The sequence below is a fragment of the Streptomyces harbinensis genome (genome assembly GCF_900116145.1).
GTDB classification, from domain to species: domain Bacteria; phylum Actinomycetota; class Actinomycetes; order Streptomycetales; family Streptomycetaceae; genus Streptomyces; species Streptomyces carpaticus.
The window spans coordinates 512,240-538,935 of sequence record NZ_FPAB01000003.1; the positions used below are offsets into that span (position 1 = coordinate 512,240).

The 26,696-nt window shown below is 73.0% G+C and carries 30 protein-coding genes and 1 pseudogene; 18 read left to right on the forward strand and 13 right to left on the reverse strand.

Annotated features, from left to right (window positions below):
- The first annotated feature begins 6 nt into the window (after positions 1 to 6).
- The 4 genes from BM385_RS10115 to BM385_RS10130 all read left to right on the forward strand — a co-directional run bounded on the left by BM385_RS10115 (position 7) and on the right by BM385_RS10130 (position 3,477).
- Positions 7 to 402 carry a hypothetical protein gene (locus BM385_RS10115; RefSeq protein ID WP_093842823.1) on the forward strand — a complete coding sequence of 132 codons (396 nt, stop codon included), beginning with the start codon at positions 7 to 9 and terminating at the stop codon, positions 400 to 402.
- On the forward strand, positions 389 to 2,458 hold the full coding sequence (locus BM385_RS10120) for a hypothetical protein (RefSeq protein ID WP_093842824.1): 2,070 nt from the start codon (positions 389 to 391) through the stop codon (positions 2,456 to 2,458). Before BM385_RS10115 ends, BM385_RS10120 begins: the two co-directional genes overlap by 14 nt.
- A gap of 3 nt (positions 2,459 to 2,461) precedes the next feature.
- Positions 2,462 to 2,995 carry a hypothetical protein gene (locus BM385_RS26735; RefSeq protein WP_139275159.1) on the forward strand — a complete coding sequence of 178 codons (534 nt, stop codon included), beginning with the start codon at positions 2,462 to 2,464 and terminating at the stop codon, positions 2,993 to 2,995.
- Positions 2,996 to 3,231: 236 nt separating this feature from the next.
- Entirely contained in the window at positions 3,232 to 3,477 is a 246-nt protein-coding gene (locus tag BM385_RS10130; protein WP_019433656.1) for a hypothetical protein, read from the forward strand.
- A 69-nt stretch (positions 3,478 to 3,546) separates the two neighbouring features.
- Here BM385_RS10130 and BM385_RS27095 read toward each other — a convergent pair whose 3' ends face one another.
- Positions 3,547 to 3,705, reverse strand: coding sequence for a hypothetical protein (locus BM385_RS27095; protein ID WP_175542960.1), 159 nt, complete (start codon positions 3,703 to 3,705; stop codon positions 3,547 to 3,549).
- Positions 3,706 to 3,903: 198 nt separating this feature from the next.
- Here BM385_RS27095 and BM385_RS10135 point away from each other — a divergent pair, with 198 nt between their 5' ends.
- The 4 genes and pseudogenes from BM385_RS10135 to BM385_RS10150 all read left to right on the forward strand — a co-directional run bounded on the left by BM385_RS10135 (position 3,904) and on the right by BM385_RS10150 (position 7,679).
- Positions 3,904 to 5,076, forward strand: coding sequence for an NYN domain-containing protein (locus BM385_RS10135; protein WP_019433654.1), 1,173 nt, complete (start codon positions 3,904 to 3,906; stop codon positions 5,074 to 5,076).
- A gap of 136 nt (positions 5,077 to 5,212) precedes the next feature.
- Positions 5,213 to 6,052: pseudogene (locus BM385_RS28460) on the forward strand (ABC transporter ATP-binding protein); the annotation flags it as partial.
- The gene (locus BM385_RS10145; protein WP_175542968.1) at positions 6,013 to 6,954 is read left to right on the forward strand and encodes an ABC transporter permease; all 942 of its coding nucleotides are present in this window, start codon (positions 6,013 to 6,015) and stop codon (positions 6,952 to 6,954) included. The pseudogene BM385_RS28460 and the gene BM385_RS10145, both read left to right, overlap by 40 nt.
- A gap of 86 nt (positions 6,955 to 7,040) precedes the next feature.
- Positions 7,041 to 7,679: an ABC transporter permease gene (locus tag BM385_RS10150; RefSeq protein WP_093842827.1), complete on the forward strand. Its 639-nt coding sequence runs from the start codon at positions 7,041 to 7,043 to the stop codon at positions 7,677 to 7,679.
- Positions 7,680 to 7,703: 24 nt separating this feature from the next.
- Here BM385_RS10150 and ybaK read toward each other — a convergent pair whose 3' ends face one another.
- On the reverse strand, positions 7,704 to 8,207 hold the full coding sequence (gene ybaK / locus BM385_RS10155; protein ID WP_019433650.1) for a Cys-tRNA(Pro) deacylase: 504 nt from the start codon (positions 8,205 to 8,207) through the stop codon (positions 7,704 to 7,706).
- A 15-nt stretch (positions 8,208 to 8,222) separates the two neighbouring features.
- Positions 8,223 to 9,011, reverse strand: coding sequence for an LON peptidase substrate-binding domain-containing protein (locus tag BM385_RS10160; protein ID WP_019433649.1), 789 nt, complete (start codon positions 9,009 to 9,011; stop codon positions 8,223 to 8,225).
- Positions 9,012 to 9,126: 115 nt separating this feature from the next.
- On the opposite strand from BM385_RS10160, the gene hisD reads away from it, so the two are divergent.
- Genes hisD through hisF form a run of 8 tightly spaced genes read left to right on the forward strand, consistent with a single transcriptional unit; the run spans position 9,127 to position 14,870 of the window.
- Positions 9,127 to 10,449, forward strand: a complete 1,323-nt coding sequence (gene hisD / locus BM385_RS10165; RefSeq protein WP_093842828.1) for a histidinol dehydrogenase — start codon at positions 9,127 to 9,129, stop codon at positions 10,447 to 10,449.
- On the forward strand, positions 10,446 to 11,603 hold the full coding sequence (locus BM385_RS10170; protein WP_019433647.1) for a histidinol-phosphate transaminase: 1,158 nt from the start codon (positions 10,446 to 10,448) through the stop codon (positions 11,601 to 11,603). Before hisD ends, BM385_RS10170 begins: the two co-directional genes overlap by 4 nt.
- Positions 11,600 to 12,190, forward strand: coding sequence for an imidazoleglycerol-phosphate dehydratase HisB (gene hisB, locus BM385_RS10175; RefSeq protein WP_019433646.1), 591 nt, complete (start codon positions 11,600 to 11,602; stop codon positions 12,188 to 12,190). Before BM385_RS10170 ends, hisB begins: the two co-directional genes overlap by 4 nt.
- Positions 12,187 to 12,351, forward strand: coding sequence for a CG2302 family histidine operon protein (locus BM385_RS27100; protein WP_019433645.1), 165 nt, complete (start codon positions 12,187 to 12,189; stop codon positions 12,349 to 12,351). The genes hisB and BM385_RS27100 overlap by 4 nt, the downstream gene beginning before the upstream one ends.
- On the forward strand, positions 12,348 to 12,986 hold the full coding sequence (gene hisH / locus BM385_RS10180) for an imidazole glycerol phosphate synthase subunit HisH (protein ID WP_093842829.1): 639 nt from the start codon (positions 12,348 to 12,350) through the stop codon (positions 12,984 to 12,986). The genes BM385_RS27100 and hisH overlap by 4 nt, the downstream gene beginning before the upstream one ends.
- The gene (gene priA / locus BM385_RS10185) at positions 12,986 to 13,711 is read left to right on the forward strand and encodes a bifunctional 1-(5-phosphoribosyl)-5-((5-phosphoribosylamino)methylideneamino)imidazole-4-carboxamide isomerase/phosphoribosylanthranilate isomerase PriA (RefSeq protein ID WP_019433643.1); all 726 of its coding nucleotides are present in this window, start codon (positions 12,986 to 12,988) and stop codon (positions 13,709 to 13,711) included. The genes hisH and priA overlap by 1 nt, the downstream gene beginning before the upstream one ends.
- Complete coding sequence (locus tag BM385_RS10190; protein WP_019433642.1) at positions 13,708 to 14,103, forward strand: Rid family hydrolase; 396 nt, start codon at positions 13,708 to 13,710, stop codon at positions 14,101 to 14,103. Before priA ends, BM385_RS10190 begins: the two co-directional genes overlap by 4 nt.
- The gene (gene hisF / locus BM385_RS10195; RefSeq protein WP_019433641.1) at positions 14,100 to 14,870 is read left to right on the forward strand and encodes an imidazole glycerol phosphate synthase subunit HisF; all 771 of its coding nucleotides are present in this window, start codon (positions 14,100 to 14,102) and stop codon (positions 14,868 to 14,870) included. The genes BM385_RS10190 and hisF overlap by 4 nt, the downstream gene beginning before the upstream one ends.
- Here the strand turns inward: hisF and BM385_RS10200 are convergent.
- Both BM385_RS10200 and BM385_RS10205 read right to left on the reverse strand, forming a co-directional pair.
- Positions 14,855 to 15,553, reverse strand: coding sequence for a ScbR family autoregulator-binding transcription factor (locus BM385_RS10200; RefSeq protein ID WP_093842830.1), 699 nt, complete (start codon positions 15,551 to 15,553; stop codon positions 14,855 to 14,857). The two genes, hisF and BM385_RS10200, sit on opposite strands and share 16 nt — an antisense overlap.
- Before the next feature lie 60 nt (positions 15,554 to 15,613).
- On the reverse strand, positions 15,614 to 16,258 hold the full coding sequence (locus tag BM385_RS10205; protein WP_019433639.1) for a ScbR family autoregulator-binding transcription factor: 645 nt from the start codon (positions 16,256 to 16,258) through the stop codon (positions 15,614 to 15,616).
- Between the two features lie 200 nt (positions 16,259 to 16,458).
- On the opposite strand from BM385_RS10205, the gene BM385_RS10210 reads away from it, so the two are divergent.
- Together BM385_RS10210 and BM385_RS10215 are read left to right on the forward strand one after the other, a co-directional pair.
- Positions 16,459 to 17,409 (forward strand): ScbA/BarX family gamma-butyrolactone biosynthesis protein, encoded by a 951-nt coding sequence (locus tag BM385_RS10210; RefSeq protein ID WP_019433638.1) that lies wholly within the window; start codon positions 16,459 to 16,461, stop codon positions 17,407 to 17,409.
- 321 nt (positions 17,410 to 17,730) lie between these two features.
- Positions 17,731 to 18,801, forward strand: a complete 1,071-nt coding sequence (locus BM385_RS10215; RefSeq protein WP_019433636.1) for a LysR family transcriptional regulator — start codon at positions 17,731 to 17,733, stop codon at positions 18,799 to 18,801.
- Here the strand turns inward: BM385_RS10215 and BM385_RS10220 are convergent.
- From BM385_RS10220 to BM385_RS10255, 8 genes are read right to left on the reverse strand one after another with little or no spacing between them, the layout of a single operon-like run.
- Positions 18,722 to 20,293 (reverse strand): AMP-binding protein, encoded by a 1,572-nt coding sequence (locus tag BM385_RS10220; protein ID WP_019433635.1) that lies wholly within the window; start codon positions 20,291 to 20,293, stop codon positions 18,722 to 18,724. The two genes, BM385_RS10215 and BM385_RS10220, sit on opposite strands and share 80 nt — an antisense overlap.
- A complete protein-coding gene (locus BM385_RS10225) occupies positions 20,287 to 20,958 on the reverse strand; it encodes a flavin reductase family protein (protein WP_019433634.1) in 672 nt (223 codons plus the stop codon). The genes BM385_RS10220 and BM385_RS10225 overlap by 7 nt, the downstream gene beginning before the upstream one ends.
- A gap of 23 nt (positions 20,959 to 20,981) precedes the next feature.
- Entirely contained in the window at positions 20,982 to 22,541 is a 1,560-nt protein-coding gene (locus BM385_RS10230; RefSeq protein WP_093842831.1) for an amino acid adenylation domain-containing protein, read from the reverse strand.
- Entirely contained in the window at positions 22,538 to 23,524 is a 987-nt protein-coding gene (locus BM385_RS10235; RefSeq protein WP_093842832.1) for a hypothetical protein, read from the reverse strand. Before BM385_RS10235 ends, BM385_RS10230 begins: the two co-directional genes overlap by 4 nt.
- Entirely contained in the window at positions 23,521 to 24,132 is a 612-nt protein-coding gene (locus BM385_RS10240; protein ID WP_093842833.1) for a 4'-phosphopantetheinyl transferase family protein, read from the reverse strand. The genes BM385_RS10235 and BM385_RS10240 overlap by 4 nt, the downstream gene beginning before the upstream one ends.
- Positions 24,119 to 25,267: an acyl-CoA dehydrogenase family protein gene (locus tag BM385_RS10245; RefSeq protein ID WP_093842834.1), complete on the reverse strand. Its 1,149-nt coding sequence runs from the start codon at positions 25,265 to 25,267 to the stop codon at positions 24,119 to 24,121. The genes BM385_RS10240 and BM385_RS10245 overlap by 14 nt, the downstream gene beginning before the upstream one ends.
- Positions 25,260 to 26,438, reverse strand: a complete 1,179-nt coding sequence (locus BM385_RS10250; protein ID WP_175542961.1) for an acyl-CoA dehydrogenase family protein — start codon at positions 26,436 to 26,438, stop codon at positions 25,260 to 25,262. Before BM385_RS10250 ends, BM385_RS10245 begins: the two co-directional genes overlap by 8 nt.
- Positions 26,435 to 26,695: an acyl carrier protein gene (locus BM385_RS10255; RefSeq protein WP_019433628.1), complete on the reverse strand. Its 261-nt coding sequence runs from the start codon at positions 26,693 to 26,695 to the stop codon at positions 26,435 to 26,437. Before BM385_RS10255 ends, BM385_RS10250 begins: the two co-directional genes overlap by 4 nt.
- Position 26,696 lies beyond the last annotated feature (1 nt).

Genomic DNA, 26,696 nt, shown 5'->3' on the forward strand with positions numbered 1-26,696 from the left:
GACCCGGTGGCGCTGGCCGGGATCGCCGGCGATGCCAGGGAGTTGCGGTTCGGACTGTCCTCGGTCACCGGAGTGGCCACCGCCTCCAGTTCCGGCGCGGCGGCGGATCTGCGGGCCGCCGGTCTGTCCAGTGGTTCGGCGCTGTCGACCGCCACCAACCGGTTCTTCCGCAAGTCCATGGATCTGATGGCGGATTGCCAGACCATCGAGGAAGGCCTCGACTCCTCGGTCACATCCCACACCGAACTGGAAGCTGACATCGTCGGCCAGTTGCACCGGGTGCACGCGGCCTTGCCCATCGGCAATCCGGTGATCGCGGCTCTGGAACCGGGCCCGCCCGCCACAGAGATCACCGGTATGTGGGGCACGGCCGCGAACGGAGGCCGCGATGCCCACCTATGAGCAGCTGTACAACCTGAACCTCACCAATCTGGAAACGGCTGCCGAGGACTGGAGCTCCCTGGCGAGCAGCCTCGGAGAGCTGTCACAGGCTGCGCAGGAAGGCTTGCTGGCCAAGGTCGAACCGTTGGATTGGCGCGGGGAGACGGCGGAGGCGGCCAAACCCCTCCTGACCGCCACCGGGCGGCGCTTCAGCCATGCGCACGAGATCGCCGCCGCCATCCATGACGTCTTGCTCACCCTGGCCGACAAACAACGTTCGGCGCGGAACGACCTGGCAGCCCTGTCGGAGGAGGCGGCCCAGCTGGATCTCTCCATCCGCTACCCGGACGGGGCGGTGTACCTGCGGTCCAACCACGGATATACGGACGAGTACCTGGAGCAGTTGGATCGCCATGGCACCGGTCTCCAGGATCCGGGCCGGCAGGGCGACGTGGACTACATCACCCGGCGCATCGCGGAGATCCTCGGCAACTCGGAGGAGGCGGACACCACGGCTGCGCGGGCCTTGTACGACCTGGTGGGTGAGGAAGGCGCGCCCTTCGCCGCCCCATCGGCGGACGGCTGGGAGACCGCCGAGCGTCAGCAGGGGTACGCGGACGCCCTTGAGGTGATCGAGCTCTACGAGACCGGGGAGCACAAGACTCCCGAGGGCCTGGCCCGGATGAACGAGTTGTTCGAGACCAACCAGGACAACGAATCCTTCGCGGTCCACTTCGCCACCCGGATGGGAGCGGACGGAGTCCTGGGCTTCTGGTCGGACATGGCCCTGCTGGGAACCGATCAGGAGCCGACCGATGAGTATGTGCAGTCAGTGGCCCAGTTGCGGGAGAACCTCGGCACCACCCTGGGCCTCGCCACGCGCAGTGGCGACTATCGGATGGGGGCGTGGGAAGCGGACGTCATCGCCAGGGGCACGGAGCCCTACGGCCATGGCTATGAGAACACCCTGACCGGTTTCCAGATCATGAGCGATCTGATGCGGTTCGGTGAATACGACGCGGGCTACCTCAGCGCCTACGGTGACGCGCTGGTCGCTTTCGAACAGCCGGAAGGGGAAGGCCATCGCTGGGCCACTCCCACCGGAGTCGCGCTGCCCGGCCTCGGCTTCGCCTACGACCCGGCCACCGGCCTGATGAACGCTCTGAGCCACAATCCGGAGGCCGCGACACACTTCTTCCTGTCCGGCAACCCGCAGGACAACGCCGTCTACTTCATCGAAGAGCGGACTTATGCGCCGGGTGAGAGCGACGAAGTCCTGAACGCGGTGGGCGAAGCCCTCTACGCGGCCACCACCGGAGTCAACCCCGATCTGTCCCATCCGTATCCGCCGGACCATTCGCCGGAACAGCAGAGGCTGTTCCGGCGAACACTGGAAATCGGATCCGGAATGGAAGACGACTTCCCTCCGGAGCTGAGGGAGAGCATGGCGCGGATGCTGGGCGACTACCGGAGCGATGTGCACGCGACTGCGAGAAACCATTCCGGCGGGGACCTTCCGCTGGACGCTGCCCAGCTCTCGGAGATAGCGAATCAGATTTCCAGAAGTCCGGAATCCTATGAGATCTTGCAGACCTCGATGGTGATCGAATACGCCGAGCAAATCGAGGCGGATACCACTGGAGATCCCGTCTATGTGCTCGATGACATCGCACGATCGATCGGGTTTCTTGAGCAGGGACGTTACGCGGCGCTGGAGATCGACAAGGACGATTCATCCTGGGCGGGCAAGAACCTGTACAACTTCATCGGGGCGACCCTGGGTGACACGCCTTATATCGGAACCCAGTTGCAGCATTCTGTCGATCAGCTGACCAGCAGGTGGGTGGACTGGGCCAACTCCACGACGGAAGCTGATCTGAGAAGGTCCAGGGCCGAATATTACACTGAAGGAAACAGTTTTCTCAATGGGATCGCTGAGCAGTGGCTCGCTGATAATCCGGCGCCTCCCGGCGTATCGGAAGACAAGTGGATTGATCGTGCCAATCAGACTGTGCGAGATGCCGCCAATGCGGGTCATCTGGGGGCTGTGAACTCCACTGGCGACAGGGATGACTAGGTCATGAAAGTGTTCACGCGCATCTCGTTCATCTTGCTTATGGCTGCCTGTGGATGTTCCCTGGGGGGTGGAGATTATGCGCTCCCTTCTGATCTCTGCGGGATCGGAATTACTCCTGATCCGCTGAGATCCATTCTCCCGCAAGGGGGGGGAATTGAGCAAGAAAAAATCGACCCGGATACCACTGAGCCGATCGTTTACAGTTGCCGAGTTCGTATCGATCAGGATATTGCCATGGCTATCACGGTGAGGGTGTACGATCCTACGGGATTCGATCTGATGGAATCCTATCGGGCTGCCCCAAGTGCCTATAATATCGGGTCCCCATATGAGGATGTCATAGGCGGCGAATATGCGATTCTCGACTCGGGTGGATCGCTTGTGCAGACATCATGCCCCGTGAAGAAGGATGTTGATGTTCTGGAGATCAACGTGCGCAATCATGCCGCGAGTTCGGAATCCGAAGAGGGCCGGGAGCGCATGAAGGACTTCACTGCCGCCTTCATGGACTCCGCCAAGGAGGAGTTCGGCTGCTGAGAGCGGGCCGTCCCCGAGGGCTGTCGGCCCTCAGGTGTCCCGTGGTGTCCCGTGCCGCGTCCCCTCCGCGCACGTCGGTTGCCCGGCCTCGCGGCGCCGTGGGTCCCGCCGCAGGGGTGTGTTGGTCGGATCATGAGAACGGCTTTACCGGATGCGGACACTGCTTTGCCCGAACGATCCCTTCGCGGCGCTACCTTCGGAGAGGAGCGAAGAGTCCGTCCGAGGGGTGGAACGCCATGGAAGCCCAGATGGTGGAGAAGGCCGTATTTCTTTTGCGCGAGGCACACGTCGCGCGGGGCCGGGCCGTACAGGCGCTGGCCGAGTATTTTCCCGGAACCGCATTCGACGACCGGCTGCGCTGTGTGCACGAGGCGTGGGACCGGGTGCATCAGGGGGCACCCGCGCTCCATTCCGTCCCGTCGCAACTGTCCGAGGCGGGCACCTTCGCCGCCGCCCACGAACGGCACGGACTGTCCGACTGAAGAACGGCGGAATCGGGCGCACGGACGAGAGCGCACCCCGGCGGGGTGCGCTCTCGTCGTGCTGCCGGGTCAGTTGTGACCGAAGCGGCGGGGCTTTCCGGAAGGGGTGGAATCGGTGCCGGTCTCGCGTATCTGCTGCTGCTCGCGTTCCATTCTGCGGCGCTCGTCCGCGGCCGAGCCGCCGCCCGAGGACCGCTGCTGATCGCGCTGCCGTTTCTTCTTGCTCATGATCGCCTCCTGGGACGGGAATCCATGGCGCGATCAGATTCGCATGATCGTACAGAATTCGCATTTCGGTCATGACGCGTGAAGTCCCCGGTATGACCGGTTCACGTCCGACTCGCCACGCCGATGATCGAGTTCACGCTGATAACGGTGACGCGGTCGGGCAGACTCCAGAAAACGGCTCGGTGAAAGAGGTGCCACGTGGATCGCTGCGTCGTCCTGGTCGATGCCGGGTATCTGCTCGGAGCCGCCGCGAGCCTGCTCGCCGGTGAACCCTCCCGCCCCCGCATCACCGTCGACCATGCCGCCCTCATCCAGGGGCTGCGAGAACGCGCCGAGGCCGACACCGGCTGCGACCTGCTGCGGATCTACTGGTTCGACGGCGCGCCCGACCGCGTCCCGCAGCCCGAACACCGGCGGCTGCGCGTCATGCCGCGCGTCACCGTCCGGCTCGGCGCCCTCACCCGCAGCGACGGACGGTGGGCCCAGAAGGGCGTGGACGCCGCCATGCACGCCGAACTGACCGAACTGGCCCGCAACCGCGCCTGCGCCGACATCGTGCTCATCACCGGCGACGGGGACCTGCTGCCCGGTCTGGTATCGGCCAAGGAACACGGGGTCGCCGTCCATCTGTGGGCCGTCCAGGCCGCCGACGGCGACTACAACCAGTCCGAGGATCTGGTCGCCGAGGCCGACGAACGGCGGGTCCTGGACCGGGCGTGGATCACCAGGGCCGTCCGGGTGAAGGAGACCCAGCCGCAGCCGCGCCCGGAGATCGCCGCGATCCTCTCCGCGCCCCCGGCCCACGCCAAGAACGGCACCCCGGTCCCCACCGCCGCCGCCGGGCCCGCCGAACCGTGTCCCGCCGCCCCCGAGGCGGAACCGGCCGGCAAGGTGCCCACCCCCAAGGACGTGGCCTCCCTGGGCCGCCCGGCCCAGGCCCCGCCCACCTCCGCCACGCTGCGCTGGTCCTCCGACCGGGGCTGGGTGGAACGCGGCCCCGAGGAATCCCCCGAGACCGCGGCCCTGCCGATGCTCTCCCACCTGACGACCGCGGAACAGCGCTGGGCCGACCGCGAGGAGGACATCACCGTCGTCAGCGGCGACCCCTTCGAGGTCGGCCAGGTCTTCGCCCGGCGCTGGGCCGACCGGATCGGCGGCCCCACCCCGCTCGCCCAGCTGTCGACGCTCTCGGCCGACTACCCGCGCATCCCGCACCGCATCGACGGCGAACTGCTGCGGTACGCCGCCCGCTTCGGGCTGCTGGCGCACAAGGACGACCAGATCGACGAACGCGACCGGTACGCGATCCGGGCCGGCTTCTGGCGGGAGATCGACGAGCGCACCGAGACGGTGCGCACCGGCGCCGAATAAGGCCCCGGCTCCCGGCGCCGCGCGGGCGCCGCGTAGGGTCGGGGCTGTGGGCCCCATTACCGCATGGGCCGGGCAATCGAGGCCCGGCGCGCAGCAGACAGCAGCGGGCAGCGGTGATGCCGCCACCGCGCTCTCGGTGCGTGGGCTCGTCAAGACCTATCCCGCACCGCGCGGCCGGCGCCGGCGCAGTACCGGCGCCCCCGTCCTCGCCAGCGACGGCGTCGACATCGAGGTGGCGGCCGGCGAGATCTTCGGCCTGCTCGGCCCCAACGGCGCGGGCAAGACCACCCTGGTACGGCAGCTGACCGGATTGCTGCGGCCCGACCGCGGCAGCATCGACCTGCTCGGCCACGACCTGGTGCGGCACCCGCGCCGGGCGGCCCGGCTGCTGGCGTACCTGGGGCAGGAGTCCGGCGCGCTGGACGAGCTGACCGTGGCGCTCGCCGCCGAGACGACCGGCCGGCTGCGCGGCCTGGAACCGGCCGCGGCCCGGCGGGAGCGCGACGCCGTCCTCGACGAACTGGGCCTGGGGCCGCTGGCCGGCCGGCCGCTGAAGCAGCTGTCCGGCGGGCAGCGCCGGCTCGCCTGCGTGGCCACCGCCCTGGTGGCGGGGCGCCCGGTCCTGGTGCTCGACGAGCCGACCACCGGCATGGACCCGGTGGCGCGGCGCGCCGTGTGGGCCGCGATCGATCGGCGGCGCGCCGAACACGGCACCACGGTCGTCCTGGTGACGCACAACGTGATCGAGGCGGAGACCGTCCTGGACCGGGTGGCGGTGCTGGAGACGGGCCGGGTCATCGCCTGCGACACGCCCGGCGGCCTCAAGGCGCTGGTCGGCGACGAGGTACGGCTCGACCTGGTGTGGCGCGACGAGGCCCCGCTGTGGCTGCCCGCCGTCGCCGCGCTGCGGCCCGGGGCCGTGGAGGCGGGGCGCCGCTGGACGCTGCGGCTGCCGCCGGAGCGGGCGCGGGCGGCGGTCACCGAGGTGACCACGGGGCCGGCGTTCGCCGCCCTCGACGACTTCACGCTGGCCACCCCGACCCTGGAGGACGTCTACCTGGCCCTGGGCGGCCAGGGGGAGGGGCTGGTACGGGCGTGAGCGCCGTTCCCCATCCGCTCGCTCCCGCCGTGCGGGTGTGGCCCGCGCTGCGGGCCGTCTATGTCGCGCAGCTGTCGCGGGCCCGGGTGGCCCGCATCCCGCTGCTGTTCGTGGCGACGTTCCAGTCGATCGGGATCATGGTCCTGATGCGCGGCGTCGTGGACGGCGGCAGCGGGGACGAGGCCCGCGCGGTGGTCGCCGGCTCCGCCGTCCTGGTGGTGGCGTTCGTCGCGCTCAATCTGCTGGCGCAGTACTTCGGGCAGCTGCGGGCCGGCGGCGGCATCGACCACTACGCGACGCTGCCGGTGCCGGCCGCCGCCGTGGCGCTGGGGACGGCGGCGGCCTACGCCTCGTTCACGGTGCCCGGAGTGATCGTGACGGCCGTGTCCGGGGCGCTGCTGTACCAGCTGCCGCTCGGCGGGCTGTGGGTGCTGCTGGCGGTCATCCCGCTGGCCGGGGCCGCCCTGGCCGGCCTCGGCGCGGCGCTCGGACTGCTGGCGCCCCGCGCGGAGCTGGCCACCCTGTGCGGGCAGCTGGGCATGTCGGCGGCGCTGCTGCTGGGCGTGCTGCCGGCCGCCCGGCTGCCCGAGCCGGTGCGCTGGCTGCGGGAGCTGCTGCCGTCCACCTACGGGGTGGAGGCGCTGGCCGAGGTGCTGCGGCCCGGCCCCGACTGGGGCGTGGTGCTGGTGAACCTCGCGGTCTGCGCCGGGGTCGGGGTGCTGGCGCTGGCGCTGGCCACCTGGGCGTACCGGCGGGCCGCGGTGAGCCGCCCGGCCTGACCCGGAGCCGTACGGACGATCCGTTCATACGCCCGAACGGTCGTCCCCGCGCCCGAACACGTGGCCGGAGCTGGCAGGATGTGGGGGTGATCGCGCCCCAGCCCTCCGAGGACCACCGCACGCCCGGCACGGGCGGCGGCCATGACCCCTGGTCGGTTCCCGCCCCGCCCCCGCCGGCGCGGACGAGCCCGCAGTGGGGACGGGAGATACGCACCGCCCTGCTGGTCGGGCTGCCCGTCGCCGTACTGGCCGGGCTCGCGCTCGGCGCGCTGTGGCCGGTGCTGGCGCCCCGCGTCCCGGTGGTCTCCAACGGCCGCGCCGTCATGCTCCAGAACTCCGAGGGCCAGCAGGCCATCGCCATCGACGGCACCTTCCTGCTCACCGGGCTCGCGGTCGGCGTCCTCGCCGGGGCCCTGGTCTTCTGGCTGCGCCGCCGCCGGGGCGGGATCGCCGAGGTGCTGGGGCTCGCCGCCGGCGCCGTGGCCGGGGCCTTCCTCGCCTGGCGCGTCGGTATCTGGCTCGGGCCCGAGGAGGACCTGGTCGCGCACGCGCGCCGGGTGGGGGAGGGCGTCGTCTTCGACGCGCCGCTGAAGCTGGAGGCCAAGGGCGTCCTGGCCGGGCTCCCGTTCGGCGCGGTCGGCGCGCATCTGCTGTGCACCGCGCTGTGGGGACCGCGCACCCCGCTGCCCGCCCCGGGGCGGGAGTTCCCGCGCTGGAAGGGGTGAGGGCCGGCCCGGCCCGTCCGTTCCTCAGTCCCTGCCGATCGGCGCCGTCACCGCCGAGGTGAGCGCCACCAGATCGGCCGGCGCCAGCTCGATCTCCAGCCCCCGGCGGCCCGCCGAGACGAAGACCGTGCCGTGGTCCGCCGCCGAGGCGTCCAGCACGGTGCGCAGCCGCTTGCGCTGCCCCAGCGGCGAGATCCCGCCCCGTACATAGCCGGTCGTACGCTCGGCCGCCGCCGGATCGGCCATCACCGCGCGCTTGCCGCCCACCGCCGCCGCCAGCGCCTTCAGATCCAGCGAACCGGCCACCGGCACCACGGCCACCGTGAGGGTGCCGTCCACCTCGGCGACCAGCGTCTTGAACACCCGGCGCGGATCGTTGCCCAGTGCCGAGGCCGCCTCCTCGCCGAAGGACGCCACCCCGGGATCGTGGTCGTAGGCGTGCAGCGTGAACCGCACCCCCGCCGCGCTCGCCGCCACCGTCGCCGGGGTGCCGCCCGCCCCGCCGCCCTGCCGCTTCTTCTTCGCCACCGTCGCCCCGTCCGCTCAGTTCAGGCTGGTCGGGCGCAGCGTGTACTCGGCGCCCGGGACCGAGGGGAGCCTACTGATCAGGGTGGTCTCCCGGCGCAGGATTTTCAGCTCCTCGGCCAGCCGGGTCGCGGTGTCCCGGGCCTGGAGCAGCCGCTGCTTGTCCGCCGTGTACATCACGGTGGCCGCCGCCACCAGGTACGACACCACGGAGGGGTCGTCCGGCAGCTCCTGGCCCGAGGCCAGCGTCCGCTCGTTCGCCCCGGCCAGCTCCTTCTGGTAGCCGCGGAACGCCCGCAGCACCCCCGAGGCCAGCGCCCCCGCGCCCTCCCCGGGCTCCTCCGGCAGCGTCTCCACCTCCGCCGTCAGATAGGGACCGCCGCTCTCCACCGACAGCAGCCGGAACCGGGTGGTTCCGGTGGCCAGCACCTCGTACCCGTCCACCGCCGCGCCCGGCTCGCCCTCCTCGGCGAGCACCGCGGCGGCCGAGGAGGCGCGCGGCCGGATGGTGGAGGCGTCCGCGATGCAGCCGACCGGGTGAAAGGACTCCATCGGGTCGGCGGCGAACCCGGCCGCCGGCCCCGCCTCGGGCAGTTCGGTGGGGTCGGGGAGGCCGACGGCGCTGGGCGCCACCTCGTGCCCGTCCCTGATCGCGACCACCCCGAACGGGCGTGGTCCGTCCTCGGGGAGGTCCAGCAGATCCCGCATCAGTGCCCGGTAGCGCGCCTCGAAGACGTTCAGCGGCAGCACGAGCCCGGGGAAGAGCACGGTGTTGAGCGGAAAGAGGGGCAGGCGCGTGGTCGTCACGACCGGCCAGCCTACTGGCTGTGTGCGCCCCTGTGACGGTGGGTCGCCGCTGCCCCCGGGACCGTATGGTGAAACGCCCGATCGCCCGGTCACGGCCGTCTGAGAGACTGGACCCGTGCTGAACCGAATCGATCTGCGCGATGCGCCCTCGTCGCAGGGTGTGATCGACCGTGACCTGCTGCCCCGCGCCGAACTCGACGTCGAGGCCGCCCTGGAGAAGGTGCGGCCCATCTGCGAGGACGTGCGCCATCGCGGCACGGCGGCGCTGATCGAGTACGCGCGGCGTTTCGACCGGGTGGAGATCGAACGGGTCCGGGTGCCGGTGGCGGACATCCGCGCGGCCCTCGACACCCTCGACCCGGCGGTGCGGGCGGCCCTTCAGGAGTCGATCCGGCGGGCCCGGCTGGTCCACCGCGACCAGCGGCGTACCGACTCCACCGTCCGCGTCGTGCCCGGTGGCACCGTCACCGAGCGCTGGGTGCCGGTGGAGCGGGTCGGGCTGTACGTGCCCGGCGGGCAGGCGGTGTACCCGTCCTCCGTGGTGATGAACGTGGTGCCCGCGCAGGAGGCGGGCGTCGGCTCGCTGGCCCTCTCCTCGCCGCCGCAGCGCGAGCACGGCGGACTGCCGCACCCCACCATCCTGGCGGCCTGCGCGCTGCTCGGGGTGGACGAGGTGTACGCGGCGGGCGGCGCGCAGGCGATCGCCATGTTCGCCTACGGCACCGACGAGTGCCGCCCGGCGCAGCTGGTGACCGGCCCCGGCAACGTCTACGTGGCCGCCGCCAAGCGGCTCCTCAAGGGCCGGATCGGCATCGACGCCGAGGCGGGGCCCACCGAGATCGCGATCCTCGCGGACGACGGCGCCGAGCCGCGGCACGTCGCGGCCGACCTGATCAGCCAGGCCGAGCACGACGAACTGGCCGCCGCCGTCCTGGTGACCGACTCGCCGCGGCTCGCGGCGGCGGTCGAGGCCGAGGTACGGACCCAGGTCGCGGCCACCAAGCACCAGGAGCGGGTGACGGCGGCGCTCACCGGGCGCCAGTCCGGCATCGTGCTGGTGGACGACATCGAGCACGGCCTCGCGGTCGTCGACGCCTACGCGGCCGAGCACCTGGAGATCCTCACCCGGGACGCGGCCACCGTCGCCGCCCGGGTGCGCAACGCGGGCGCGGTGTTCGTCGGCCCGTACGCGCCGGTCTCGCTCGGCGACTACGCGGCCGGCTCCAACCACGTACTGCCCACCGGCGGCTGCGCCTGCCACTCCTCGGGCCTGTCCGTGCAGTCCTTCCTGCGCGGCATCCACGTGGTGGACTACGACCGCGCGGCGCTGGCCGAGGTGGCCGGGCACGTGGTCACCCTCGCCGAGGCGGAGGATCTGCCGGCGCACGGTGCGGCCGTGAAGGCCAGGTTCGACTGGAAGGTCCCGGACAGCAAGTGACCCGCACCACCCGTATCGACGACCTGCCGCTGCGCGACGAGCTGCGCGGCAAGAGCCCCTACGGCGCACCGCAGCTCGATGTGCCGGTGCGGCTGAACACCAACGAGAACCCGTACCCGCTGCCCGAGGAGCTGGTGCGCCGCATCGCGGAGCGCGTCTCCGACGCGGCGCGCGGCCTCAACCGCTACCCGGACCGGGACGCGGTGGGGCTGCGTACCGCGCTGGCCGGCTATCTGACCGAGACCACCGGCCACCGGGTCGGGCCGACCCAGGTGTGGGCGGCCAACGGCTCGAACGAGATCCTCCAGCAGCTGCTCCAGGCGTTCGGCGGCCCCGGGCGTACCGCGCTCGGCTTCGACCCCTCGTACTCGATGCACGCGCTGATCGCGCGCGGCACCGGCACCGGGTGGATCTCCGGCGGCCGGGACGCGCACGACTTCACCATCGACGAGCCGGCGGCGGTGGACTTCATCACCGAGCAGCGGCCCGATGTGCTGTTCATCTGCTCACCGAACAATCCGACCGGCACGGCGGTGGCACCGGAGACCGTCCGGGCGCTGTACGACGCGGCCCAGGCGGCGGCGAAGGGCCGGCACGGCGCGCTGGTGGTGGTGGACGAGGCGTACGCGGAGTTCAGCCACCGGCCCTCGCTGCTGCCGATGATCGAGGGCCGGCCGAACCTCGTCATCTCCCGCACCATGTCCAAGGCGTTCGGGGCGGCCGGGCTGCGGCTCGGCTACCTCGCCGCCGACCCGGCGCTGGTGGACGCGGTGCAGCTGGTCCGGCTGCCGTACCACCTCTCCGCCGTCACCCAGGCCACGGCGCACGCCGCGCTGGAGTTCTCGCAGACGCTGCTCGGCTACGTCGAGGAGCTGAAGTCCGAGCGCGACCGGCTGGTGCGCGAACTGCGCGCGATGGACCTGGAGGTGACCGACTCGGACGCCAACTTCGTCCAGTTCGGCCGCTTCGCCGATCCGCACGCCTTCTGGGAGAAGGTGCTGGAGCACGGCGTCCTCATCCGGGACAACGGAGTACCGGGACGGCTGCGGGTCAGCGTCGGCACCCGCGCCGAGAACGACACGTTCCTGGATGCGGTACGCGCCGCGCTCAAGGACACCCACGAAGCAGCACCAGAGAGCGAGGAACGCCCATGAGCCGCGTGGGGCGGGTGGCACGGACCACTAAGGAGACCTCGGTGGTCGTCGAGATCGACCTCGACGGCACCGGGCAGGTCGATGTGTCGACCGGGGTCGGCTTCTACGACCACATGCTCGACCAGCTGGGCCGGCACGGCCTGTTCGACCTCACGGTCAAGACCGAGGGCGATCTGCACATCGACACCCACCACACGATCGAGGACACCGCGCTCGCGCTCGGCGCGGCGTTCCGGCAGGCGCTCGGCGACAAGGTGGGCATCGTCCGCTTCGCCAACGCCTCGGTGCCGCTGGACGAGTCGCTGGCGCAGGTGACGGTGGACCTGTCCGGGCGCCCGTATCTGGTGCACACCGAGCCGGAGGGCATGGCGCCGATGATCGGGTCGTACGACACGACGATGACCCGGCACATCCTGGAGTCGTTCGTGGCCCAGGCGCAGATCGCGCTGCACGTGCACGTGCCCTACGGGCGCAACGCGCACCACATCGTGGAGTGCCAGTTCAAGGCGCTGGCGCGGGCGCTGCGCTACGCCAGCGAGATCGACCCGCGGCAGACCGGCATCCCCTCGACGAAGGGCGCGCTGTGACCTGGGCCTCCACGCTGCTCTTCGCGGGCGGGCTCTTCCTGGGCGGCGGCACGTTCTCCTTCATCCAGCAGAAGATGCCGCGCGGCGTCACCCTCCTGCTCGCCCTGGGCGCGCTGATGTGCGTGCTGGCCGGGGTCGCGCTGCTGGAGGTGTGGGAGTGACGGCACCGTCGGTGGTCGTCTTCGACTACGGCTTCGGCAACATCCGCTCGGCCGAGCGCGCCCTGACCCGGGCCGGCGCCGAGGTGGAGATCACCCGGGACTTCGACACCGCGCTGAACGCCGACGGGCTGCTGGTGCCCGGCGTCGGCGCGTTCGCCGCCTGCATGGCGGGGCTGCGCGCGGCGCGCGGCGACTGGGTCATCGGGCGGCGGCTGGCAGGCGGCCGGCCGGTGCTGGGCATCTGCGTCGGCATGCAGATCCTCTTCGCGCGCGGCATCGAGCACGGCGTGGAGAGCGAGGGCCTGGACGAGTGGCCCGGCACCGTCGGCCCGCTCACCGCCGACGTGGTGCCGCACATGGGGTGGAACACGGTGACCACCCCGGCCGGCTCCTCCCTGTTCGCCGGGCTGTCCGCCGAGGACCGCTTCTACTTCGTGCACTCCTACGCGGTGGCCGACTGGGAGCTGGAAGCCCACAACGAGGCCCTCAGCGCACCCCTGGTCACCTGGGCCACCCACGGTGCGCCCTTTGTCGCGGCGGTCGAGAACGGCCCGCTGTCCGCGACGCAGTTCCACCCGGAGAAGTCCGGCGATGCCGGTGCCCAGCTGCTGAAGAACTGGATTGAGACGCTGTGATGAACGCTGCGAAGTTGGAGCTGCTGCCCGCCGTCGACGTACGGGACGGGCAGGCGGTGCGCCTGGTGCACGGCGAGTCGGGGTCGGAGACCTCCTACGGCGACCCGCTGGCCGCCGCGCTGGAGTGGCAGCGGGCCGGGGCCGAGTGGCTGCACCTGGTGGACCTGGACGCGGCGTTCGGCACCGGCGACAACCGGGAGCGGATCGCGGAGGTCGTGCGGAGCATGGACATCAAGGTCGAGCTGTCCGGCGGCATCCGCGACGACGCCTCGCTGGCCGCCGCGCTGGCCACCGGCTGCACCCGGGTCAACCTGGGCACGGCCGCGCTGGAGTCGCCGCAGTGGGTGGCGAAGGTCATCGCCGAGTACGGCGACCGGATCGCGGTCGGCCTCGACGTGCGCGGCACCACGCTGCGCGGACGCGGCTGGACCCGGGACGGCGGCGACCTGTACGAGACGCTGGAGCGGCTGAACGCGGAGGGCTGCGCCCGCTACGTGGTGACCGACATCGCCAAGGACGGCACCCTCCAGGGCCCCAACCTGGAGCTGCTGAAGAACGTCTGCGCGGCGACCGACCGGCCGGTGGTGGCCTCCGGCGGCGTGTCGTCCCTGGACGACCTGCGGGCTCTTGCCACTCTGGTGCCGCTGGGCGTGGAGGGCGCGATCGTGGGCAAGGCGCTGTACGCGAAGGCGTTCACGCTGGAGGAGGCGCTGAAGACCGTATGAGCGGCGGCGGTGGGACATGGGAGGACTCGCTCGGCGCGGCGCGCGCCGTGGCGGCGGGCGACCGGGTGCTGGTCTCCGGGACCGCGCCGCTGGCCGACGACGGCGGCGTGTCGGCGACGGACGAGGCCTATGAGCAGACCCGGGCGGCCTTCACCGAGGCGGTGGCCGCGCTGGAGCCGTTCGGCGTCGGCGCCGAGGCGGTGATCCGTACCCGGATGTACCTCAGCCACGTCCGGGACGTGGAGGAGGTGGCGCGGGCGCACCGCGAGCTGTTCGCGGCGGTGCGGCCGGTGTCGACGGTGGTGGTCACCGCCGGGTTCGTCGATCCGCGGGTGCTGGTCACCGTGGAGCTGGAGGCGTACCGGGGCAGCGAGCGGAGCGAGGCGTCATGAGTCTGGCGGTACGGGTCATCCCCTGTCTGGACGTGGACGCGGGCCGGGTGGTCAAGGGCGTCAACTTCCAGAACCTGCGGGACGCCGGGGACCCGGTGGAGATGGCGAAGGTGTACGACGCGGAGGGCGCCGACGAGCTGACCTTCCTGGACATCACCGCCTCCTCCGGGAACCGGGAGACCACCTACGACGTGGTGCGGCGCACCGCCGAGCAGGTGTTCATCCCGCTGACGGTGGGCGGCGGGGTGCGCACCACCGACGACGTGGACCGGCTGCTGCGGGCGGGCGCCGACAAGGTGGGCGTCAACACGGCGGCGATCGCGCGTCCCGAGCTGATCGGGGAGATCGCCGAGCGGTTCGGGAGCCAGGTGCTGGTGCTGTCGGTGGACGCGCGCCGCTGCCCGGAGGGCACGGTGACGGACTCCGGTTTCGAGGTGACGACGCACGGCGGCCGGCGCGGCACCGGCATCGACGCGGTGGAGTGGGCGGAGCGGGCCGCCGGTCTGGGCGCCGGGGAGATCCTGCTCAACTCGATGGACGCGGACGGCACGAAGGACGGCTACGACACCGCGATGATCGCGCAGGTGCGCAAGCGGGTGAGCATCCCGGTGATCGCCTCCGGCGGCGCCGGCCGGCTCGACCACTTCCCGCCCGCCGTCGCGGCGGGCGCGGACGCGGTGCTGGCGGCTTCGGTGTTCCACTTCGGGGATCTGCGGATCGGCGAGGTGAAGGCCACCCTGCGGGCCGCGGGTCACCCCGTCCGGTAGGGCACGGAGCCGGGTCCGGGGCCGGAGCCCGACCCGGCCGCCGTACAGCGGGGGGCCGTGGGGTCCTCCCCGGGGCCGGTTCTGATCCGGCCGCGTGCCCCTTCCCAGGCGAGGGTGGGCAGCAGCCGGTCCCACAGGGCGGTCAGCCGGTGCGCGGCCTCGGCGTAGGGGACGCCGGTCCAGCACAGCACCTCGATGCCGGAGGTGATGGCGGTGACCACGTCCTGGGCCGGCCGCAGCCCGTCGAAGCCCTCCCCGAGTTCGGCGCGGTCGTGTGCCTCGCGGATGAGCTGGGCGGCGTTGTGGGAGACCAGCCGGTAGTAGTCGGCGGGCGAGGGATCGCGCAGGGAGCGTTCCCGGGTGATCCGGACGCTGGCGCGGACCGCGGGTGCCCGGTGCAGCAGCAGGTTGAGATGGTGGGTGCTGTCCACCAGGCGTTGCAGCGCGGAGGGTTCGCGGTCCCGCGCGTGGTGCAGATACCCCTCCAGCAGGTCGCGCGCGCGGAGTTGCACGGCGTCGGCCAGCTCGTCCTTGGACGAGAAATGGAAGTACAGCGCTCCCTTGGTGACCCCGGCGGTGCGGGCGATGTCGTCGAGCTTGGCCCGGGCGTAGCCTCCCCGGTCGAACTCGTCGGCCGCGGAGTCGAGGAGCCGTTGCAGGGTGCGCTGCGATCGTTGCTGCATACGCTCGATATAAAAACCGGTCGATTGGTATGTCAACCCCCTTCCGTGGTCCGTGCCTCGTCAGACCCCCGGTAGGGCACCCCCGGCCGTCACCTCGGGGCTGCCCTCGGGGAGGAAGCGGGCCAGCCGGCGCGGCGGGACGAGACCGGGCAGCAGCAGTCGCCACATGGTCGTGGTGCTCTCCGTCAGCCGGGTGCGGCCGGTGAGGACTTCGGAGCTGAGCTGGAGCCCGGTCCAGCAGCCCACGATGAACCCGGCGGCCTCGCCCACATCGACCTCGGGGCGGACATCGCCACGGCCCTGGGCCCGGGCGAGGCAGTCGCGGACGGTGTCGATCCACGTCTGGTACGGCGTGGGGTCGGGGTCCTGGAAGCTGCCCTGCTCGATGACCAGCCGGATGCCGGCCCGTACCCGCACGTCGTCGCGGAGACTGAGGGCCATCCGGTGCAGCAGGTCGATCACCGTCTGCAGACCCGGCCGTTCGTCCTCCTCGAAGGGCCGCCAGACCGTGAACTGTTCCCCGACCAGGGCGTGGGCCAGCGCCTCCTTGGAGGTGAAGTGGAAGTACAGCGCTCCCTTGGTGACGCCGGCCTCCTTCACGATGTCGCTCAGGCTGGCGCCCGAAAATCCCGCCGTGTCGAAGGCTCTGGCCGCTCCGTCGAGGATGGCGTTCCGGGTCGCTTCCGCGCGTTCCTGCCTGACCAACGCTCTCGTCCTCCTGCGCTCGTGGTGTGACCGCCGGTGATGCGGAATCCGATCTTCCCGCATCCGCACGGTTTTTGTCTCCCGGAAGCGCAGACAAGAAACCAACCAGCAAGTATGGTTTGGCCTTACCGCACGACCGGCCTGTGAGCTCTTTTCGCCCTCGCACCTGCCTTGCCCAGGATCCGTACCGGAGGCCCCTTATGTGTGCACTCACTCTCGCCGACCACCAGCCGCGCCAGCCGCAGCCCGCGCCGGACCCCCAGCTGTTCCTCCAGACCGTGCCGCGCACCCTGGTGCACCGGGCCTCCGTCGCCGAGGTGCTGGTCACCGGCCTGCGCGACGGCGGACAGGACACCTTCGTGGTCGGCGCCCAGTGGCCGCGCGGCCACAGCTACTACCGGGCGGCGGACGGCCGCCGGCACGATCCGATGCTGCTCGGCGAGTGCATCCGGCAGGCGGTGCTGCTCATCTCGCACGAGGGGATGCGGATCTCCCTCGGGCACCACTTCTTCTCGCACACCACCTCCTACGAGGTCGACCCGGACGGCGCCCGGCTGGCGGACCGGCCGGCCGACATCGTCCTCACCGCCCGGCTGGCGGGCATCAAACGGCGCGGCACCGCCGTGGGCGGCTTCGAAGCCGCCGTCGACTGCCACCGCGAGGGCCGGCTGATCGGCCACGGCACCATGACCATGACCTGCGTGCCCAAGGCCACCTACCGAAGACTGCGCGGCGGGCGGGCGGACGCCCGCGCACCACGGCCCACCGCGGCACCGGTGCCACCGGGCACCGTGGGACGGCGCGAGGAATCGGACGTCGTGCTCGCCGGCACCGGTGTCGAGGGAGTCTGGTCGCTGCGGGTGGATCCCGACCACCCGGTACTTTTCGATCACCCGGTGGACCATGTGCCCGGCATGGTGGTGATGGAAGCGGCCCGGCAGGCGGCGCTGGCGGCGCTCGGCCGCCCCGACGGGCTCGCCACCGGATGCGCCATCACCTTCGAGCGGTTCGTCGAGTTCGGGGTGGCGTGCCTGGTCACCGCCGGTACCCCGGTGACGCACGGGGACGGGCGGCACACCCTGCCGGTGCGCTTCACCCAGGAGGACGTGACCGTGGCGTCCGCGGAGGTCACCCTGTGGACCGGCCGCTGACCGGGGACCACTGGTACCGGGGCGACGCCCGGTGGCGGGCGGCCGGGGCCGGCCCCGGGCCCGGATGCGCGGACCGGAGCAGGGCGCGCGCCGCCGCGGGTGTCTGAGAACCGGAAGGACGGTGGACCGCCGGAGTGCGGGCCGCCGTCCTTCGTGCTGCCCGGGGTTCATCGGCGCAGCTCAGCGGCGGTGTCCGACGGCTCGGGGGGCGCGCGCCGAGGCGATGTGCATCCATTGACAAACCTGCCGATCGGTTTGTTTACTGAGTTCCGAGCAATCCGACTTCTCGGCCGCAGCCGCTGTTCCAGGGGGAGTTGACTCATGGATACACCGCAGTTAGATGCGTTCATCGCCGTTGTCGAAGCGGGCAGCTTCACCCGGGCCGCCGCCAGACTGAGCCTCTCCCAGCCGACCGTGACCACCCGGATCAAGAACCTGGAACAGGGGCTCGGCACCATCCTGCTCGAACGGCTGCCGGGCGGCATCAGGACCACCCCGTCCGGCGCCGAACTGCTCCCCTACGCCCGCGAGATCGTCTCGCTCACCCGGCGGGCCAGGGAATCCGTACGTTCCGAGGGACAGCCGCACGGCCGGATCGACGTGGGCACCGTCGAGACACTGACCACCTACCGGCTGCTGCCCGTCATCGAATATCTGTACCGGCGCTATCCCAAGGTGCAGATCTCCATGCACACCGACACCACCGGCGACCCGCGGGCCCTGGTGCGGGACGGCACCCTCGACTGCGCGTTCCTCGTCGACGGGGTCGGCGCCGACCCGGCCGACGACCTGGAGAGCCGGGTGCTGCGCCCCGAACCGCTGGTCCTGGTGGGCGGCCCCGGGCACCTGCTGGCCGGCCGGGACCGGCCGGGGAACGCCGAACTGCGGGTCGCCACCCAGATCAGGGCCGACCGCGCCACCTACCACCGGCAGTTCGACCGCGCCATCGGCCTCGACCCGGGTGTCTCCCGGTCCCGGGTCTTCGAACTCGATTCGGTCGACGCCGCCAAATGGAGCGTCGCCACCGGCATGGGCATGGCGCTGCTGCCGTACGTGGCGGTCGCCAGGGAACTCGCCGAGGGCACCCTGGCCCGGATCGACTGGACGCCGCCCTTCGCCCCGTACACCCAGGTGGTCACCCGGCGCGACAGCGGCTCCAACACCGCGCTCAAGGTGCTGCTCGCCGCCGCCGCGGAGGTGATCGGCGAGGAGTCCGAGGTGCTGCCGGAACCGGCCGCCCGCCGCGAGCCGGGGCCGGTCGCGGCGGGCGGGCCGCGTCCCGCGCCCGTCCCGCCGCAGCCGCCCGCCGTCCTCACACCGGCAGGGGCCCGGCCTCCCTGGCCAGCGCCGCCCGATCGACCTTGCCGTTCTCCGTCGTCGGCAATCCCGTGAGCAGCCGCAGCTCACCCGGCACCATGTAGGAGGGCAGCACCCGCGCCAGCCGCGCGCTCAGTCCGTCCAGCAACGTCCCCTCCCGGGCCTGCGGCCCGGCCACCACGAACGCGCACAGCTCCGGGCCCGCGGGCCGGGGCAGCACCAGCACCGTCGCCGCCGTGATCCCCTCGCACTCCAGCAACCGGCGCTCCACCTCGCCGAGTTCCACCCGATTGCCCCGGAACTGCACCTGGGAGTCGGCCCGTCCGGTGAAGTACAGCTCACCGTTCTCCCCCCGGTACGCCAGATCCCCCGTCCGCAGCACCCGCTGCCCCGAACGCGGCTCCACCGGATCCGGCACCAGCGCCGCCGAGGTGGCGGCCGGGTCGTCCCAGTAGCCGCTGAACAGCGCCGGGGAGCGCAGATGGATCTCGCCCACCTCACCGGTGCGCAGGAACGGCCGGCCCGCCGCGTCCACCAGGATCATCTCCGCGCCCGGATGGGCGGCCCCGATCGACAGCCGCTCCAGATCATCCGGCAGCGGATCGGGCACATCGGTGAACGAACACGCCATCGACTCGGTGGCCCCGTAGCAGTTGACCAGCCGGGCCGCGGGCAGCGCGGCCCGCAGCCGGCGCAGCTCCGGCAGCGGGAAGTCCTCGCCGCAGAACAGCACCCCCCGGATCGTGTCGATCCCGGCCAGCCGGTCCGCCTCGTACCGCAGCACCTGCCGCCAGATGGACGGCACACCGTTGACCTGGGTGGCGCCCGTGTCGCGCAGCACCCGCAGGAAGCGCCGGGGCCAGCGCAGCAGCGGACGCGGCACCGGCACCACCGCCGCCCCGCTGCCCAGCGCCAGCCCGATGTCGAGCAGCGAGAAGTCGAACTGGAGCGGTGAGGTGGTGGCCACCCGGTCCCGCCCGCCGACGATCCGCTGCGTGTACATGCCCCGGTAGAAGGAGGTGACGGCACCGTGACTCATCACCACCCCCTTGGGCCGCCCGGTGCTGCCCGAGGTGAAGATCAGGTACGCGGTGTCGGTCGCGGTCAGCTCCCGGCGGTGCCGGATCGTGCCGGCGGCCGGCTCCCGGACGATCCGCAGCCCGTCCTGGCCGAACCGGCCGATCCCGAAGTCCCCGCGCACCCCCTCCCGGAAACCCTCGGCGGCCCGCAGATACAGCCGGGGCCCGGTGGCCGCCACCACCGCACGCACCCGCTCGTCCGGGGCCTCCGGGCTCACCGGGACGAACGGCAGCCCCAGCGAGGAACAGGCCAGCAGCGCGGCGATGGCGGCGGCCGAGGTGTCGGACTCCAGGACCACCCGGTCCCCGACCCCCAGCCCGGCCGCCGTCAGCGACGCCGCGAACGAGTCGACCAGCGCGCCCAGTTCCCGGTAGGACACGGTCCGCAGCCGGTCGTCCCCCAGGAACTCGATCACCGCGGGCCGGTGCGGGGTGCTCGCCACCGGGGCGAGCAGCACCTCGTGCAGCAGCGGGCTCGCGCTCACCACGTCCCCTCACCCTCTCCGCCGAGCGTGTGCGACCGTCCGTCGAGCAGCACCAGTGGCGGCTCCTCGCGCCGGGTCCTGGTCAGCGCCACGGTGCCGAACAGCAGCGTGTGGTCCAGCGCCGGCATGGTGTGCCGCAGCCGGCACACCACCGACGCCGAGGTGCCGTCGAGCACCGGTGCTCCGCCCCACACCGAGTAGGGCAGGCCGTCGAACCGGTGCCGCGGGTCGCCGGCCGCGAACCGTCCGGACAAGTCCCGCTGCCGCCACGACAGCACGTTCACCGCGAACCGCCCGGCATCGAGGACGTCCTCCAGGGTGCGCCCCGCGCTGCGCAGCGACACCACCAGCGTCGGCGGGCGCAGCGACAGGGAGAACACCGAGGTCGCGGTGCAGCCGGCGGGGCCGTCCGGGGTGGCCACGGTGATCACGGTGACGAAGGTCGCGAACCGCGACATGGTCTTGCGGAACGAGAACTCGTCCACGGCGTGCAGGGGTTCGCCCCGGGTGCCGGTACGGTCGCCGACCGCCGTGGTGGCGACCGCGGCCGGGTCCGCGAACGCGGTGAGGCCGGTGAGGTCGGTGAGGTCGCCGGGATGGGAAAGGCCGGGAAGGCCGGTGACATCGGACATGCTCGTGGTGCCGGTGGTGCTGGTGGTGTCGGTCATGCGGTCTCGCCTCCTTCGTCTGCTCAGGCCGGCCCGCCGGACAGCGACGCGGCCAGCACCGCGCGGTCCACCTTGCCGTTGGCGTTCAGCGGCAGTTCGGGCAGTACGGTCACGGTGCGCGGCACCATGTAGCGCGGCAGCCGCTCGGCCACCGCGGCGGCCAGCTCCCCGCCGTCCCGCTCGGCTCCGGTGCAGGCCGCCGCCAGCTCCACCTCGCCGTCCCGGCCGCGCACCGCCACGACGATCGCCTCGCGGACGCCCGGCTGCTGCCGCAGCACCGACTCGATCTCCCCCAGCTCCACCCGGTAGCCGCGGATCTTCAGCTGGTGATCGGTGCGTCCCCGGTGCACCAGCTGCCCGTCCAGCTCGCTCACCCGGTCCCCGGTGCGGTACCAGTGACCGGCCGTCAGCGGACCGGTCCCCTCGTACAGCCGCGCCGGACGCCCGGACCCCGGCTCGTAGGCGTAGAACCGGCCCGCGTTCTCGGCCGGGTCGAGATAGCCGGGGAACCGCTGGCTGCCCCGGACGCACAGCTCGCCGTCGGCGGCGGGCCGCCCCGACGCGTCCAGTACGGCGTGCTCCTGGCCGGGGTAGGGCCGGCCGATCGGCACCGTGCCGTTCGCCGGGCGCGGCCAGTCCTCCGGCGAGGCGGGCAGCCGGTACTCGGTCCAGGTGACCGTCATCTCGGTGGGGCCGTAGATGTTCTCCAGCACGCTCCCCGGAGCCGCCTCCCGCCAGGCCAGGGCGTGCTCCAGCGGCAGCGCCTCGCCGCAGAACAGGCTCCAGCGCAGCGTCGGCATGCTCCCCGGGGTGAGCCCGCGCAGCCGCCGCGCGATGGAGATGACCGACGGCACCGAGTTCCAGTGGGTGATCCGGGCCCGGTTGACGAACCGCACCGGGGCGAGCAGATCGGCGGCCCCGGGCACCACCAGCGCCGCCCCCGACCCCCAGGCGGCGAACATGTCGTACACCGAGGGATCGAAGGTGAGGTCGAAGGTCTGGGAGACCCGGGCACCCGGCCCCAGTCCGTAGCGCGGGATGACGTGCCGCAGATACGCCGACACATTGCGGTGCGGGATCGGCACCCCCTTCGGACGGCCGGTGGAGCCCGAGGTGAACAGGATGTACGCGAGCGCGTCCGGGTCGGACCCGGCCGCGGGCGGCACCGCCGCCCGGTCCTCCGCGGCGTCCTCCTGCGCCACGCCGTCCAGCCGCAGCACGGGCGCGGGCAGCGCGCCGGTGTCCGGCACCAGGCCGTCGGAGATCACCAGGTCGAGGCCCGCGCCGGCGGTGATCGCGGCGTTGCGCGCCATCGGGAAGCCGGGACCCAGCGGCACCACCGTGCCACCGAGCCGCTGGACGGCCAGATACCCGGCGTACGCGGTGACGCTGCGGGAGGCGAGCAGGCCCACCCGGCGCGGTGGCGCGCCGTGCGCCGTCACCAGGTGGGCGGCCAGCCGGCCGGCCAGGGCGTCGAGCGCGGCGTAGCTCAGCCGGCGGCCCGCGACCTCCAGGGCGGTCGCCTCGCCGTGCGCGGCGACCGACGCGGAGAACCAGTCGTGGAGGGTTCTTCTGTCGTTCATCGGGGTGTCTCCTCGGGAGTGAGGTGGGACATGGCGTCGATCACGGCCTCGCAGGCCCGTGCCACCAGCGCCGGCCGGGGCCGGCCGCGCTCGGCCGAGGCGAGAGCGAACCGCAGCGCGCGCGGCAGTTCGCCCCAGGCGTCGGCGGCGCGCGCCGCCGGGGCGGCCGGCAGCAGCCCCGCCCCGGCCAGGACACCGAGACGGTGCTGGTGGTGGCGGGCGGCGGCCCACAGGTCGTCGGCGTGCCGGGCGAGGGCGGCCGGGTCCTCGCCCAGCCTGCGGGCCAGCCGGGACAGCACCGGGGCGGTGCCCTCCAGCACCCCGGGACGGCCGCCGCCGTCGTCCCGGGCGGGCGGCGGCACCGGAGCCCGGCCGCCGATCCGGACCGGCAGCAGCCCGGGGGCCTCCCACACCAGCCAGCGGTAGTGCGTGGCGGCCGGCGCGGGCACCGGGGCACCCAGCGCGTACCGGTCGCGCAGCCCCACCTCCACCGGCAGCGGACCGCAGGGGGTGAGCACGGCGCGCAGCGCGGCGTCGTCGAGACGGCCCGCGTACGGGCGGTGCTCGCCGTGCGGCAGCAGCGCCTCGAAGCTGTCGCGGACGTGCCAGTGGTCGTCGCGGTGCGCGTCGATCAGCAGCCAGTGCGGTACGCCCGCGCCGCCGGAGGACGGGGCCCACGGCATCGTCGCGGTGTTGCCGACGGCGATCACCGGACCGCCGCGCTCCAGGGCCGCCGCGAGACCGGCCGCCGCCGCCGGCCAGGACGCCGCGGAGCGGTGGCTGAGCCGGCGGCCACCGGGCCCGGCGTCGATCCGGTCGTGGTGGGAGAAGGCCAGCACCCCGTCGGGCCGGCCGTCCAGGAGCCGGAGCCGGACGGCCAGCGCCAGCCGCAGCGCCGGATCGGGCACCCGGCCGCGCAGCGCGGCGACCAGCGTGGTGCTGTAGCAGCTCAGAGCGGGCACCGGCCCGCCGGGAACAATCATGCGGACTCCTTCCAGGCACAGCTCAACGGAATGGCGGAGACCTCGCGCAGGGCGTGCCAGCGGTAGCCCCGCCACGCCCCGGTGGTGCGGCCGGGCGGCACGTCGATGGTCCAGGGGCTGCCGGCCAGACCGCTGCCCTCGGCCTTCACACACGCCTCCTGCACGGTCCACACCCAGGCGAACTCCCGGGCCCGGTCCGGCGGGGCCAGCGCGCGCAGCTCGGCCAGGCCCTCCCGTACGCAGCGCCGCAGCACCGCGTCGGCCGGCGGGTCGGGCGGCAGCTGGACATCGACGCCGACCGTGTGGCCGGTGGCCACACAGGCGGCGAACGCCCCGCCGTCGTGGGCCACGCTGATGCCGATGTCCGGCCGGCCGGCCAGCGCGGGTTTGCCGCTGGTCCCGGGCACCACGCTCACCTCGGCGCCCGAGGTGCCCGGCAGGACCTCGGCGAGCAGCGCCCGCAGCACCGCCCGGCCGGCCAGGAACTCCGCCGCCCGCCACGGCGGCATCGCGGCGGCCGGACCGGCGTCGCGCGGATGCGGGGCGCCCGGCGGCGGCCCGGTGCGGGCGCTCACCCACAGCCCGGGCGCCACCTCATGGGTCGTCATGGCGCCCCGCCTCCGGTACGTCGGCGGTCAGCCCGTCCAGCAGCGGACCCGCGCCGCCCGCCACCACGGACAGCACCACCTCGGTGGTGCCGCCGCCGATGCCGAACAGCGCCGCCTCCGTCCGCAGCCGCTGCACCCCGCCGGCCGCGAACCCCTCCGCGCCCTGGAGCTGCGCGCACGCGTCGAGCACCCGGGGCACGGTGGTCCCGGAGGCGGACTTGAGCAGCGCGGCGGCGGTGGTGTCGTGCCGGTCCGTCACCCGGTGGGCCAGCTCCCGGGTGAGCGCGCGCAGCTGGTGCGCGGCGAGCAGACAGGACGCGTACCGCTGCTGGACGCTGTCGCGCTCCCACAGCGGCCGGTCCGCCACCGTACGCCGCTGGAGGAAGTCGCGGGTCTCGGCCAGCACCCGGCGGCACAGCGCGACGCCCCACAGCGCCCCGGCCAGCCGCTCCACCGCGATGTGCGCGGCGAAACCCGCCAGCCCCCGGCCGGGGCGGCCCAGCAACTGGGTACGCGGCAGCCGCACCCGGTCGAACGTGAGATGGCCGGTGCCGGAACCCGCGAACAGGTCGGTGTCCGCGGGCTCCACCGAGACGCCCGGCGCCGTGGCGGGCACCAGCACCCAGGTGAAGCAGGTGAAGTGCCGGCCGGGCCGGTGCCGGGCCAGGACCACCAGCTGGTCCGCCTGGGTGGCGTTGGTGATCCACCGCTTGGTGCCGGTGAGGACGAGCTGGTCGTCCTCGATGACGACCTCGGTCTCCAGCGCCGTGAGATCCGAGCCCGAGCCCCGGTCGGTGGCGGCCAGCGCCGTCACCGACCGCCCCTCCCGCGCCGCCGCCAGCGCGCCGGCGGCCGGCCCGGGGCCGGGGGAGAGGGTCAGCAGCGGGACGGCGGTGGCGAGCTGGACGCACACCGCGAGCGTGGTGCCGACACTGTGCCGGGCGTCCACGTCCGCCAGGACCGCGCCCAGTTCGCCCGCGCGCACCCCGGCGGCCGGGTCGCCCTCCCGGTAGACGGCGCGGATCCGGCCCGCCGCGCCCAGTTCCCGCCACACCTGCCGCCCGCCACCGGCCCGCGCCGCGGGTCCGGCCGTGGCCGGCGGGGCGGGGCGGGGGACGACCGCCTGCTCAGGCAAGACGCACCTCCGGATCCAGCAGGGCGAGCCGCCCGTCGGCCAGATGCAGCCGGTCGTTGCTGTAGTTGAGGGCGGCCGACCGCAGATCGCGCAGGGTGCGCTCCAGCCGGGTGGGGGAGTCCCGCAGATAGCCGTGCCGCATCCCGACCGCGGTGATCAGCTCGTCCACCGCCGCGTGGCACTGCTCGGCGGCGGTGATCTTGAGCGCGTTCAGCAGCAACTGGCGCGGCGGCGTGGACAGATCGACGCCCTCCGCCACCATCCGCTCGGCCCGCCACAGCAGCGCGTGCACGGTGTCCAGCCGGGCGCGGACGGTGGACAGCCGGGTCAGCAGCAGTTCCGAGCCGAGCGCCGACCTGGACCGGCCGGCCGGGTCGCGCAGCATCCGCAGCACCCGGGACAGCGCTCCGCTCGCCGCTCCCAGCCAGCAGGCCGACCAGCCCAGATGGGCGAGCGGGGCGAACACCCCGGTGGCGATGCGGGAGAACCCGCCGTGCCCGCCGACCACCTGGTCCTGCGGCACCGTGCCGGCCAGCCGCAGCGCCACGCTGTGGCTGGCCCGCATGCCCATCGGCTGCCAGTCGCCCGAGCCGCTGATCTCCAGCTGGTCCCGGCGCGCGTACACCAGGGAGAGCCGGCCGGGCGCGTCGTCGTCGGGGCCGCGCATCGAGATGAGGAAGGCGTCGGCGTGCGCGCCGCCGGTCACGATCGGCGCGAACCGGTCCACCACCAGATCGCCCTCGGCGGTGCGCAGCCTGCTCTCGGCGGAGAGCAGATGCCCGCCGCTGCCCGCCTCGGTGGTGACCGAGGCCAGATAGAGCCGGCCGGCGGCCAGCTCCGGCAGCACCTCGGCGCGCAGCCGGGGCCCCGCGTGCGCCAGGACGGCGGCGGTTTGCTGGCAGTGCATCGCGAAGATCATCGCGGCGGACACATCGGCCCGCCCGATGCGCAGCGCCGCCCGCAGCAGGTCGGCCGTGGAACCGCCGAGGCCGCCGTCCGCGACCGGCACCAGCAGCCCCAGCAGGCCCGAGGCGCGCAGCGCCGCCAGCGTCTCGACCGGGAAGGACGCCTCCCGGTCGGTCCGTTCGGCGTGCGCGGCGGCCACCTCGGCCACCTCGGCCGCCCGCTCCTGGATGGTGCGCGGGAGGGTCCGTTCGGGTGCGACGGTCACGGCGCACCGACCGATCCCTCGTGCGCCGCCCGGGCGGCGCGCACGGCGGTCCACAGGCTGCCGGCGGTGGCGAAGGTGGCGTCGTTGAGGTCCTCGTCCGGCAGCGGCACCCCGAAGGCGTCCTCGATGGCGAACAGCAGCTCGATCGACTGCATGGAGTCCAGGCCGAGTTCCGGCAGCGGGGACTCCTCGGTGATCTCCCGGCCGTGCAGATGCTTCAGGAACGGCGCGAGCAGTGCGGTGAAACGCGGGTCCATG